Consider the following 13,378-nt stretch of genomic DNA (forward strand, 5'->3'; position numbering starts at 1 on the left):
CAATGCGCGGCTTCTCTAAGGCCAAATTAAGCTTCAAAAGCCTTCTGTAATGGCGGTACGACTTGCTTCTTACGGGAAACCACGCCTGGCAAAGCCAAACGATGATCAGCATCGAACTTCGCATCAAAGGCCGCTTCCAGCTTGTCCAAATCAGAACCAACGGCTAAACCAGTTGAGTTGGAGTTCAAGATGTCAGTAGCGATCAACAAGAACATGTCATAGCCGTTCTTAGCCGCTTCTGACTTCAGCGTTGCTTCAATGTCGCCTTGGCGCGCATAAATCTCTTCTAAGTCTACGACGTTAACTTGGCCGATACGAACCGTTTTGCCGCCCATATCAAAGGACTTGGCGTCGCCTTCTGCAATGTCTAAATCAGACTTGGCAGCCAGGTTAGTGCCGGCTTTAAGCATCTTCAAGCCATAATCTTCAAGATCAACGCCGGCGATCTTTGCCAATTCAGGCAAGATCTTGCGTTCCAAGTCAGTGGTGGTTGGGCTCTTAAGCAACAAAGTATCAGAAATTGCCCCAGACAACATCAAACCAGCTAACTGAGCAGATACTGTGAAGCCTTTTTCTTGGAACATCTCATAGATGATCGAAGAACATGAGCCCACTGGTTCTGCACGGATGAACAATGGTGCCGCAGTTTCGAAGTTGGCAAAACGGTGGTGATCCACCACCGATAAAATCGTGGAATCTTTGCGATCAGCCACAGATTGTTGGGCTTCGTTGTGGTCTGTCAGCATCACGTCTGCGCCATTAGCTGCGGTAATCACGCGTGGTGCAACCTTCTTGAAGTAGTCCAAGGCAAACTTGGTTTCGTCGTTTACAGGGCCTAAGGCAACCGCCTCAACGTCGGTGTTGCCAGATTGGCGCTGGAATTCTTCCCAGGCGAAGGCGCTCACGATCGCGTCGGTGTCAGGATTTTGGTGTCCAAAAATCAAAGTCGTCATTTCTTGTTGCTCCTTAGTCAAGCGCCGGCAAACCCCGCCGCTTATGGTTTTGGTAAAACTTTACTCACCTAGTTTAACACGGTTTTGGGCCACTCGCGACAAGTAATCGTCTTCGGCCAGATATTCATCGAAACTGTCCAGAAATTGCTTGATGCGCGGGATCTCATTCTTATGCTGCCGGTACACAAAAGCCAATTCAAAGTTGATCTGCGGCTCAAAAGCCACCGCATGCGCTTTGATCTGATCTTTGTGAGCCTGGTAGAAACTGTTAGGCAGCGCTGTGTTGACGCCGGTGCGGTTAGAGAATTGGGTCAGCTGATAAGGCGTGGTGAATTGGGCCACAACTTTAGGGTAATCCACGAGTTTGTTCTTGAACGCTTCACGCAGCAAACTGCTTAAGTAATAATCTTCTGGATACCCGGCCCAAGGTTCGGCAGAAGCATCTGCCATTTTGACACGCTTGCGCCCAACCAGCGCTTCGTTGTGATGCAAGAACAACAGTGATTCGTCGATGATCTTCTTGCTTTCATAGACCTTCCAGTTCTTGATCGCCGAATCTGGTAAGTACATGATCGCCAAGTCGATCAAGTTATTCTCGAGTTGTTCAAACAACTCATGGCGCGTCAGCATGCGCAAGCTGACTTCAATATCCGGATGGGCTTGATAATATTGCGCGATGAACGCACAGAAAGCCGAATCTTCCACCGATGCCAGCAAGCCGATTTGGATCTTGCCATTGGAAGATTCACTGGTGCGCTGGATCCGATCAGTGGCGGCATTGACCACTTGGTTGATTTCTTTGGTCGCATCAAGCATCGTCCGCCCGGCTTCAGACATGTATAACTTCTTACCCACCGAGTAAAACAGCGGCGCGCCCACTGTGCGCTCCAATTTCTTGATTTGTTGCGTCAGCGCCGGTTGCGTAATGCCAAGCTGTTGGGCCGCCAGCGTGTAATTCATGGTTTCGCTTAATTGAAGGAAGTATGTCAGGGTCTTCGAAGAGAAAATGCTTTCTTGCTGAGTTTTCATGGCAGAGACTCCTTTTATGATAATGATCACTAAGCTAATGATAAATGATAAAGGATATTAAAAAAAGAAGCAACCGCAAAGTTGCTTCTCGCTTATCGTTAGCCTAAGTCACTACTTGCTAGGCCGCCAAGTCTTGTAACCGGTGTAATCTGCAGTGTGTAAAAGTTTCTCGGCATTCTTGATGCGATCAGGCGTCGGTGGTTCGATGCCTTCAAGCGGATAAGCAATACCTAGTTCATGATACTTCTTCACGCCTAAAGTGTGATATGGAAGCACTTCAACTTTCTGCACATTATTCAATGTCTTGATATAATCACCGAGTTCTGCCAGATAATTATCATAATCAGTGCGTTCTGGCACCAACACGTGGCGGATCCACATGTCTTTGTGATTGGCTGACATCCACTGGATCATGTCCAAGATGTTCTCGTTGCCATAGCCGGTAAGCTTCTTGTGCTCCTCAGAGTTGATGTGCTTGATGTCGACCAAAGAAATATCGGTGACTGCCATCAACTGTTCAAACTTCGTGAACCACGGGCGCTCACGGGTGAAAGGATTACCACTGGTATCCAAGCAAGTCGAAATGCCGCGAGCTTTGGCCTTAGTGAACAAGTCTAACAGGAAGTCGATTTGAACCAACGACTCGCCACCAGAACAAGTCAAGCCGCCTTGATCACCCCAGAAATCCTTGTAACGTTCACAGTTATCAAGCAATTCATCGGCAGTCATTTCCTCACCGACCCCGATGTTCCAAGTGTCAGGGTTATGGCAGTATTGGCAGCGCATCCGACAGCCTTGTAAGAACGCCGTAAAGCGAATACCAGGGCCATCAACGGCGCCAAAGCTTTCAGTAGAATGTACATAGCCTTTAATTGGCCCATTATCAGTCGTTTCAACAGCATCTAAAACGTTGGTTGGTTTGGTCGTATCAAACAGTTTCATGGTCAATCCCCCTATTGCGATTGCGACAGCTTCGTCGCGAGATACGTGGGTTGGATGCACGACATCCTTTGCACGCATAGCTTCTGCCCAAAAGCGCGAAATTACTTTCGCGCCTTTAGGCAAAACGGGAGCCGCAAAGCGGCTCCCGCTGCATGACTGAATTAATTCAGGACTACATTTCTTCGAAGAAGGTCCGCGCGATGACATCGTCTTGTTGTTCCTTGGTCAAATCTGCGAAGTATACGCAGTAGCCGGAAACACGGACAGTCAAAGTTGGGTATTCTTCTGGGTGCTTTTGGGCATCGATCAAAGTCTCTTTGTTGAAGACGTTGATGTTCAAATGCATCCCATCGTTCTTCATGTAACCATCAACCATGTTGACCAAAGTATCCTTACGAGTTTCGTCGTCATGGCCTAACGTGTTAGGGGTGACACCAAACGTGTTGGAGATACCATCAGTTGCATAGTGATATGGAATCTTGGCAGTGGACATCAAGGATGCCAAAGCACCGTTCTTTTCAGCGCCATAAGCTGGGTTTGCACCAGGTGAGAATGGTTCGCCCTTTTGACGGCCGTTCGGCGTGGTACCAGTGTTCTTACCATAAACAACGTTAGAAGTAATGGTCAAAACAGAAGTGGACAGCTTAGCGTTGTGATACAAATGATGCGTGTTCATCTTGCCATAGAACCACTTGATGAGCCACTTGGCAATGTCGTCGGCCCGATCATCGTTGTTACCATAGCGAGGATAGTCAGGGTTTTCAGCCTTGAAGTCAACTGCAACACCGTTTTCGTCACGGATTGGGTGAACCTTGCCGTACTTGATTGCGGAGATGGAATCAACCGCATGGGAGAAGCCAGAGATCCCGGTTGCAAAGGTGTAATCGAGCTTGGTGTTCTTCAATGCCAATTGAGCAGCTTCGTAGTAGTACTTGTCGTGCATGTACTGGATAGCGTTTAAGGCGTTGACATAAACGTCAGCCAACCAGTCAGCTTGGACATTGAACTTCTTCATGAATTCATCGTAATCGATGACATCAGAAGTAATTGGTTCAGTAGCTGGGCCAACTTGCTTTTCGCCGATTTCATCAACACCACCGTTGATGGCATACAGCAAAGCCTTAGCCAAGTTAGCACGGGCGCCGAAGAATTGAACCCCACCGGCGATTGGTTGTGCGGAAACACAGCAAGCAATGCCATAGTAGTCAGTGCCCCATTCAGTCCGCATCAAGTCGTCGTTTTCATACTGGATGGTGGAACTGGTAATGGAAACTTCGGTTGCATAGCGCTTGAAGCCTTCTGGCAATACGGAAGACCAAAGCAACGTGATGTTTGGTTCAGGTGCAGCACCCATGTTGTCCAAAGTCTTCAAGAAGCGGAAGGCAGTCTTGGTGATATGGTGACGACCATCAAAGCCAACACCACCCAAGGACAAGGTTGCCCAGATTGGGTCGCCAGAGAACAAGGAGTTGTATTCTTCCGTCCGGATGAAGCGAACCATACGCAGCTTCATAACCAAATGGTCGATCAATTCTTGAGCTTGCTCTTCAGTCAATACGCCGCGCTTCATATCGCGTTCGATGAAGGCATCGATCGTGGTATCGATACGGCCAACGGACATTGCGGCACCGTTTTGGGTCTTAACAGCAGCCAAGTAGCCGAAGTAGATCCACTGGATCGCTTCTTGGGCGTTGGTAGCAGGCTTGGAGATATCATAGCCGTAAGATGCGGCCATCTTCTTCATGTCGTTCAAGGCCTTGTATTGGTCGTTGATTTGTTCACGCAGACGGATCACTTCGTCGGTCATTTCGCCGTCGCCGGTGTGTTCGAAGTCGTAGAACTTGTCAGCCATCAACTTGTCGATCCCATAAATCGCGATCCGTGGGAAGTCAGCAACGATACGGCCACGTGCATAAGCATCTGGCAAGCCAGTAACGATCTTGTAGTGACGCGCCTTACGCATGTCAGGGGTGTAAACATCAAAGACCCCTTGGTTATGCGTCTTGTGGTATTCAGTGAAGATCTTGTGCATTTCTGGATCTGGCTTAAAGCCGTAAGACTCCAGCGCATCTTCAGCCATGCGGATACCACCAAATGGCATGAACGCACGCTTGAATGGCTTGTCCGTCTGAAGGCCAACAATCTTCTCAAGGTCCTTGTTCAAGTAGCCTGGGCCGTGGCTGGTGATCGTTGCCACAACGTTAGTATCAGCGTCGAGCACACCGCCATTGGCACGTTCTTGCTTCTTCAGGTTCAAAACCTGGTTGTTCAAGATCGTGGTTGCCTCAGTCGGGCCAGCGAGGAAGGATTCATCACCGTTGTATTGAGTGAGGTTCTGTTGGATGAAATCGCGAACATCGATCTCATCTTGCCAGCGACCGCCGTTGAAACCTTCCCAGTAGTCTTTGAGCTGCTTCTTATCAAGCTGTTCCATATGGAATGCCTCCTAAAATGTGATTACCATGTCACAGATTTTACATTCTTAGTATAACACGTCACATACATTGTGCAAGCACTTTCTTTGGCTTTCTGGCAAGAAAAGTAAATCTTTTGAGAATCTATTGGGAAACCGGTTGTCCGTTTGATATTTCACAGAATTTTGCGACGATTTGACGGGCAGCGGTTCCATTTCGTTTTCTGTATCAATAATACAGTTTCGACGTTTTTGTCATGGTACAGAGAAGTCTTCAATACCATAGCAGTTCCATGAAAATCGCGATACAGCAACCAAAAAGGCGTCCATTGTCATGGACGCCAAGTTGGCTAAGCCTGCATTTTCTGTTGTGTCTTGTACTGGTTCATAATATCGATCATATCATCGTCACGCACCAAATCAGTTTGATCGGCGCAGTCTTTGAAGATCGGGAAGATCTCTTTCATCATGGCCCGATCGACGTGATAGCCCATTTGGGTGAGCTTGTTCATCACCGCATGCGACCCGGAAAGCTTGCCTAAAGGCAGCCGAGAATGCATGCCCACGGCTTCTGGCGTCAGGATCTCGTAAGTCTGCCGGTTCTTTAAAAAGCCGTCTTGATGGATGCCTGATTCATGGGAGAACGCATTGGCCCCGACAATCGGCTTGTTTGGCCCAACGGCGATGTTTGAAGCTTCTTCCACGATTTCAGAGACTTGCTTGGTCTTCTTGAGGTCAATGCTGGTGGCGGCATTGTAGTAATCACCGCGCACGGCAACTGCCGCAGCCACTTCGATCAGATCCACGTTGCCGGCGCGTTCGCCTAAGCCGTTGATCGTGCCTTGGATTTGAGTGGCCCCATTCTTGATGGCAGCCATGGCATTGGCCATGGCCATGCCCAGATCATTATGCGTGTGGGCCGCCCATTCGATCTTATCAAAGTCAGCAATGTGAGCTTTGAGATTGGCGAAAATCGCGCCGAATTCTTCCGGATCGTCGTAGCCGACAGTGTCTGGAATGTTGATGCAGTTCGCTCCGGCATCAATGGCCGCTTGCACGGCTTCCACTAAGAATTCCGGTTCCGTACGGGAGGCATCTTCTGGTGAGAATTCAATGAAGTCGACTTTGGACTTGGCATAAGCCACATCGCTGCGAATGGCGGCGATCATTTCTTCTTTGGTCATGTGCAGCTTGAATTCGCGATGGATCGGGCTGGTGGCAATGAAGGTATGCAGCATCTTATGCGGGGCCGGCGCAATGGCTTCAGCCACCGCGTCGATGTCTTTGCGCACCAGACGCGCTAAGCCGGTGACTGTGGTGTGCTTGATGGTCTTGGCGATGGCGTTAACGGCTTTGAAATCTTCTGGGCTGGCAATTGGAAAACCCGCTTCGATATAATCAACACCCCAAGCTTCCAGGGCTTGGGCGATTTGTACTTTCTGTTCTACCGAGAAGTTAACACCAATGGTTTGTTCACCGTCACGCAGCGTGGTATCGAAAAATTTAACTTGTTTCTTCATAATAATGCCCTCCAGATTGTTTGTTTATGTAATAAAAAATAGAGCCTAACTGCAGTTTGTCTGCAAGCTAGTCTCTATCATGACTAGCCACCGAATGCTTTCGATGGCATTGCAGCCATCGTTTCGTCGATGGCTGCATTTCAAATGCCGCGATCGACTACATCAACAATCGATCACGCAACAACGCAGAAGTGTTAGATTTGATCACGTTAATTCGTACATTCATCATATTCACGACCTCCAGTTGTTTGATTTGATGTGACTAACATTAAACCATTCTCATCTTTCTGTCAACACTTTAACCAAATTCTTTTTATTTAACATTACTTTCCTTGCAAAACGGCATTGTTGGGCACAAGTTACACCACAGTTTTCCCGCAGTCTCACTGCATGGTTTCTCATAATTAGGCTTAACTCGCTGCACATTGGCGCCACCGGTACCGCTTGCGCCCCGCCATTTCGCACCAGTCATTGGTGCACGATGACGACCAAACGCTCAGCTCCGCTTCACGGCCAAGATCAACTGCGCGTCGAGACGATTTCATCAATCAACTATTTCACACCACCGCCTGTTATTAGCGGCAAATCACGCCGTCATGCTGTAGCGTTATGCTTGGGCGTCACCTAGATACGGCTTGATACTCAGCCAGAGCCATCACCGGCAATCAACCGTTGATCGCCCAGTCGCACTCAACTTTCCAACGTTTACGGACAGGTGTTGCGCAGGTGCGTGGCGGCCGCAAGCCGGTCAGGCCGTGAAACGATCAGCACAAAAAGACAAGCGGGTTGGGCTTGGCTTTCTGTGCTGATCGCGGCAAGTTTAAAGACTGCGCTGAGCAAAGCGATGCGGGCTTTAAACTTAGGCGTAAAACACGCGCCTTTTGCGTGGTTGGAGCCGGCCGCACTTGCCTGCACCGGCTTGCGGCCGCCACGCACCGAAGCAATACCTGTCCGGCCTTCACGACTATGGGCTTCGTCGAGCTCCGCAAAGCAACGCGGTGGATATAAGCCGTGACGCCGCCAAGGCAAAGAACGCCTTTGCGTCATCTCGGCTTATATCCACCGCTAAATGCGCTTTGCTTTGGGAACGTAAAGAAGCCTTGCACAATAAAGTGCAAAGCTTCTGCTTTATACTATGCTTCTGCTTCCGGGATCTCCAGCAAATGCGTAACATGCACGTATTGCGGCGTTCCTTGAGTTTCGGTATCGATCACAAATGAGCCGTTGGAATACCGATCACCGTCAGGACTGGTGCTTGGATCTAGTTCAACGATCGTGTCAGAATCCGTGAGCACCTGCCAGCGGCTGTCAGTTGTCACCTCAGCCATGAAGACGATGCGATGCGGGGCTTTCTTCAGCTCGCGCAACACCAGCAAACCGCGGCGCGCACGGGTGCTGATGCCCATTTCTTTCAGGCGCATTTTCTTAAAGGCGCCGCGTTGGGTCATGATGCCAACTTCGGTAGTTTCTGGATCTTGCACCAAGATGAAGTTGACAATATGATCGCCAGCTTTGAGATCCATGCTTTTGACGCCAGTGGCCCGCGCGCCGATCACAGATACTTCACTCAACGGATATTGTAAGCCGTATGCTTGATGGGTCACGGCAAATACCGTTTGGGCGCTGTCTGGGTCAACAAAGTACGCATTGGTCACCACTGCATCTTTGCCTTTGAGCTTCATCCCCACCATTGGCCGGCTCTTGTAATTGCGTTGCGGCTGCATATCTGCCAATGCAGTTTGTTTGATATAACCATCGCTGGAACCTAACACGAAGTTGCCAGGCTGTTCTAGGTTATCAAAGCCAAATGCAGCGATCACTTGCTCATCTTGGGCAATACCCACGGTTTGGCTGAGGTGTTCGCCGGCATCTTTCCAGCGCGCATCGGTGATTTCATGTACCGGCCGGTAGATCACATTGCCAAGGTTGGTGACAATGTACAAATGCTGCAAGGTACCCATTTCCGCATCATAAATCGGGAAGTCATTGTCCTTGAGGCCGTTGTCTGCTGGCGAAACAGCTTGATAAGAGCGCATCGAGCTGCGCTTCAGGTAGCCGTCACGAGAAACTAAGACCATCACGCGCTCGTCTGCCACTGTCACCGTCGTATCAACTTCCAGCGCCTGGATCTGTGCTTCGACAGTTGACTTGCGATCATCCCCGTAAGTCTTGGCGATGGCCGACAGTTCAGATTCGATCACGGCGTCGCGCGCCTTGGGTTCATCTAAGATCTTATGGTAGCCGGCGATCGCTTTGGCCAGCTGTGCCGCTTCTGCTTCTAACGCTGTGATATCGGTGTTAGTCAAGCGATACAATTGCAAGGAGACAATGGCTTCGGCTTGGGCTTGCGAGAAGTCGTATTCAGCGACTAAGTTGGCCTTGGCATCCCCTTTGTCTTTAGACCCGCGAATGGTTTTGATCACCTGATCGAGAATCGAGATCATCTTGATCAGCCCTTGAACAATGTGTTCGCGCGCTTCGGCTTTCTTCAAGTCAAACTGGGTGCGGCGGATGATCACTTCGCGGCGATGTTTGATATACGCTTCAAGCATCGGCTTGAGCCCTAATTGCTTAGGCTTGAGATCGGCAATGGCGACCATGTTGAAGTTATAAGAGATCTGCAAGTCGGTATTCTTGAACAAATAAGTCAAAATACCTTCCGCATTGGCATCTTTCTTCAACTCGATGACGACACTTAACCCGAAGCGATCAGATTCGTCGCGGACTTCGGCGATCCCGTCGACTTTCTTGGCTACCCGGATCTCATCGATTTTCTTGACCAATTCAGCCTTGTTGACTTCATAAGGCAATTCAGTGACCACGATTTGCTGTTTGCCGCCGCGCAAGTCTTCAACATGGGTGCGCGAACGCACCACGATCTTCCCGCGGCCGGTTTCATAAGCCTTCTGGATCCCGGCTAAGCCTTGAATAATGCCGCCGGTAGGAAAATCCGGGCCTTGGACAAATTGCATCAAATCCGCCAAACTGGCATCAGGATGCTTTAACAAGTATAGCGTGGCATTGATCACTTCCCGCAAATTATGCGGCGGGATATCTGTCGCGTAACCCGCTGAGATCCCAGTGGCGCCATTGACCAACAAATTCGGAAAAGCCGCCGGCAACACCGTGGGCTCTTGCGCTGTATCATCGAAGTTCAACACCATATCCACAGTGTCTTTATCGATGTCTTTGAGCATTTCACCGGAAATCTTCGACAAGCGCGCTTCGGTATAACGCATCGCAGCCGGCGGATCGCCATCCATGGAGCCGTTGTTGCCGTGCATTTCGATCAATGGCGCGCGCAGCTTCCAGTCTTGGCTCAAGCGCACCATCGCTTCATAAATCGAGGAATCGCCATGAGGATGGTAGTTACCCATGACATTACCCACAGATTTGGCTGATTTGCGGAAACCATGGTCAAACGTGTTGCCGTCTTGATTCATGGCAAACAAGATCCGTCGCTGCACCGGCTTGAGCCCATCGCGGACGTCTGGCAAGGCCCGTTCTTGAATGATGTATTTGGAATAGCGCCCGAAGCGTTCGCCCATGACATCTTCTAAAGTTAATTCTTGAATCTGATTGGCCATGGCTACTTACCTCCTTTGTGCAATTGTTTCTTGATTTGTTGGGTGCCAAATTGCATATCGGCATGATCGACGGTTTTGGTTTCCAGAATCGAACCATCATCATCCAAGTCAAATTGAACGTTGTTTTCGATCCATTCACGACGCGGTTCCACCCGGTCGCCCATTAAGGTGGTGACGCGGCGTTCGGCCAAGGCCCCATCTTCAACACGCACCCGGATCAAAGTCCGTGTTTCTGGGTTCATCGTAGTTTCCCACAACTGATCGGCATTCATTTCCCCCAGGCCTTTAAAGCGCGTCAAGGTGTAGCCGCGGCCCATCTTCTTGATTTCTTTCTCCAGCTCGTCATCCGTCCAAGCATAGGCAATTTGGATATTGGCGCCTTTGCCTTTCTGCAAACGATACAACGGCGGCAATGCGATATACACCTTACCGGCATCCATCAAAGGCCGCATGTAGCGGTAGAAGAACGTCAATAACAAGATTTGAATATGTGCACCATCGGTATCCGCATCGGTCATGATGATGACTTTGTCGTAATTGGCCGCATCGACATCAAACTCTGCCCCAACCCCTGCGCCAATGGTGTAGATCATCGTGTTGATTTCTGCGTTTTTGGTGATGTCAGCTAATTTGGCTTTTTGCGTGTTTAAGACTTTCCCCCGCAAAGGCAAGATCGCTTGGAACTTGCGATCGCGGCCTTGTTTGGCAGAGCCGCCGGCAGAATCGCCTTCGACCAGATACAATTCGTTCTTCTTGGCGTTCTTAGATTGCGCTGGGGTAAGCTTGCCTGACAGCAAGCTGCTGTCTTTCTTCTTGCGCTTGCCGTGACGCGAATCATCCCGAGCACGCCGGGCAGCTTCGCGGGCCTCGCGGGCTTTGATGGCTTTTCTGACGAGTTCTTGAGCCCCGTCGCCGTTTTCCATCAAATAAAAGCTTAACTGCTCGTAAATGACGGCATCAACCACCGAACGGGCTTGCGGGGTGCCAAGCTTGCCTTTGGTTTGGCCTTCAAACTGCAAGATCTCTTCTGGGATCCGCACCGCCAATACCCCGGCTAAGCCTTCGCGCACATCAGAGCCTTCCAAGTTCTTATCTTTGTCTTTAAGCAAGTTGACCTTGCGGGCGAAGTCGTTAAACGCGCGCGTCATCGCCGAGCGCAGGCCGACTTCATGCGTCCCACCGTCTGTGGTGCGGACGTTATTGACAAATGAGATCAAATTCTCAGAATAGCCGTCGTTATATTGCCCGGCAAAATCCACCACGATGCCGTCTTTATCGCCTTCGAAGTTAAAGACGTCAGACAAAGTGTCGCGATCTTCGTTCAAATACTTCACGAAGCTGACCAAGCCGTCTGGGTAATGGTAAGATTCGCGGCGCTCAGTGCGCTCATCATCTAAGGTGATGGTGATGTTCTTCAACAAGAAGGCCGATTCGCGCAAGCGCTCGGCTAAGGTGTCGTATGAATACACCGTCGTTGAGAAAATCGTCGGATCCGGCTTGAAGGTGATCGTGGTGCCATTAGGTTCGTTGACCTTGCCTAACTTCACCAAGCCGCCATCTGGATGGCCGCCGTTGATAAAATGCTCCTCAAAGGCATGTTTATCGCGCACCACCCGGACGGTCAACGATTCGCTTAACGCGTTAACCACACTGGAGCCGACGCCGTGCAAGCCGCCGGAAGTCTTATAAGAATTCTGATCGAATTTCCCGCCGGCATGCAGCACCGTTAAGATCACTTCAATGGTCGGCTTGCCGCTGGGATGCATCCCTGTGGGCATGCCGCGGCCGTGATCGACGACGGTGATGCTGTTGTCTTTATGGATGGTCACGGCGATCACGTCGCCGAAGCCTGCCAGCGCCTCATCCACGGCGTTATCAACGATCTCGTAAACCAGATGATGCAACCCGCGCGCGTCGGTGGAGCCGATGTACATCCCAGGCCGCTTGCGCACCGCCTCTAAGCCGTGCAGTACCTGGATGGATGAATCAGTGTAAGCAGAAGATTCAGTAGCCATTCAATATCCTCTCCAATTTCATAATGTCACTAGTGTACACCACCCAGCCGCCTGGCGCGACGAGCACTTAAGCAGGTGATGTCGAATTCGATAGTAGCCTAAACCATTTTACGCGCCAATTCGCCCTTCGTCAAAAGCCGCCGCCAGTCGTCAAGGCCAACAAAACATGGTACAATTGCTAAGATTATCGTTTCGAAAGGAGACTCACCCTTGCAAATCGCCTTGTGTTTCATCTTGGCTTATCTCATCGGCTCGATCCCCAGCGGTGTTTGGATCGGCCGCAGCTTCTTTCATCAAGACATCCGCCAAGCCGGCAGTCACAACATCGGTACCACCAATGCTTATCGGGTGCTGGGCCCAATCGGCGGCACGATCGTATTGGTGATGGATATCTTAAAAGGCACCCTCGGCGCAGCATTGCCGATGTTATTACATATCCCAGGTCATTATTGGGTCTTGTTGGTGGGCTTAGCCGCCGTACTGGGCCATACCAAGTCGATTTTTATCCACTTCTCTGGCGGCAAAGCCGTTGCCACCAGCGCCGGGATCTGCTTGGCTTATGACTGGCACTTCTTCTTGGTGGCATGTGCGGTGTTTATCAGCTTAGTGATCTTAACCTCAATGGTGTCTATTGCCTCAACAGTCGGCATGGGTATCGTCACATTGTTAAGTATCCCCAGACACGATTTATTACTGACTGTGGTGTGCGTGTGCCTATGGGCTTTGTTCTTGGTACGCCACCGGCAGAACTTTGCCCGTATCAAAGCCGGTAAGGAAAACATGGTGCCTTTTGGCTTAGGTATTTACCTCAGGCATCGTAAAGCAAAATCATGAAACAGCCTGTGCCAGTTGGCAACAGGTTTTTTTGACGAGTTTTGGGCATACGACAACGGCGCATGAAACCTCGCTTTGAGATCTC

9 protein-coding genes are annotated in these 13,378 nt (G+C 50.1%); 1 reads left to right on the top strand and 8 read right to left on the bottom strand.

Annotation, left to right across the window (positions count from 1 at the left end; genetic code table 11):
* Positions 1-26 precede the first annotated feature (26 nt).
* From ACGG90_RS00315 to parE, 8 genes are all read right to left on the bottom strand, one after another.
* Complete coding sequence (locus tag ACGG90_RS00315) at positions 27-953, bottom strand: manganese-dependent inorganic pyrophosphatase (RefSeq protein ID WP_390404358.1); 927 nt, start codon at positions 951-953, stop codon at positions 27-29.
* Positions 954-1,013: 60 nt separating this feature from the next.
* Positions 1,014-1,982 (bottom strand): LysR family transcriptional regulator, encoded by a 969-nt coding sequence (locus ACGG90_RS00320; protein WP_390404360.1) that lies wholly within the window; start codon positions 1,980-1,982, stop codon positions 1,014-1,016.
* A gap of 111 nt (positions 1,983-2,093) precedes the next feature.
* A complete protein-coding gene (pflA, locus tag ACGG90_RS00325; protein WP_390404362.1) occupies positions 2,094-2,924 on the bottom strand; it encodes a pyruvate formate-lyase-activating protein in 831 nt (276 codons plus the stop codon).
* Between the two features lie 172 nt (positions 2,925-3,096).
* Positions 3,097-5,358, bottom strand: a complete 2,262-nt coding sequence (pflB, locus tag ACGG90_RS00330) for a formate C-acetyltransferase (protein ID WP_390404364.1) — start codon at positions 5,356-5,358, stop codon at positions 3,097-3,099.
* A gap of 329 nt (positions 5,359-5,687) precedes the next feature.
* On the bottom strand, positions 5,688-6,857 hold the full coding sequence (locus ACGG90_RS00335; protein WP_390404367.1) for a 2-isopropylmalate synthase: 1,170 nt from the start codon (positions 6,855-6,857) through the stop codon (positions 5,688-5,690).
* Positions 6,858-7,562: 705 nt separating this feature from the next.
* Positions 7,563-7,904 carry a hypothetical protein gene (locus ACGG90_RS00340; protein ID WP_390404370.1) on the bottom strand — a complete coding sequence of 114 codons (342 nt, stop codon included), beginning with the start codon at positions 7,902-7,904 and terminating at the stop codon, positions 7,563-7,565.
* 86 nt (positions 7,905-7,990) lie between these two features.
* Positions 7,991-10,444 carry a DNA topoisomerase IV subunit A gene (gene parC, locus ACGG90_RS00345; protein ID WP_390404371.1) on the bottom strand — a complete coding sequence of 818 codons (2,454 nt, stop codon included), beginning with the start codon at positions 10,442-10,444 and terminating at the stop codon, positions 7,991-7,993.
* 2 nt (positions 10,445-10,446) lie between these two features.
* The gene (gene parE / locus ACGG90_RS00350; RefSeq protein ID WP_390404374.1) at positions 10,447-12,459 is read right to left on the bottom strand and encodes a DNA topoisomerase IV subunit B; all 2,013 of its coding nucleotides are present in this window, start codon (positions 12,457-12,459) and stop codon (positions 10,447-10,449) included.
* A gap of 210 nt (positions 12,460-12,669) precedes the next feature.
* Here parE and plsY point away from each other — a divergent pair, with 210 nt between their 5' ends.
* Positions 12,670-13,293 carry a glycerol-3-phosphate 1-O-acyltransferase PlsY gene (gene plsY, locus ACGG90_RS00355; protein ID WP_390404377.1) on the top strand — a complete coding sequence of 208 codons (624 nt, stop codon included), beginning with the start codon at positions 12,670-12,672 and terminating at the stop codon, positions 13,291-13,293.
* The last annotated feature ends 85 nt before the right edge of the window (positions 13,294-13,378 follow it).

The sequence above is a fragment of the Lacticaseibacillus jixiensis genome, from assembly GCF_042847315.1.
GTDB classification, from domain to species: domain Bacteria; phylum Bacillota; class Bacilli; order Lactobacillales; family Lactobacillaceae; genus Lacticaseibacillus; species Lacticaseibacillus jixiensis.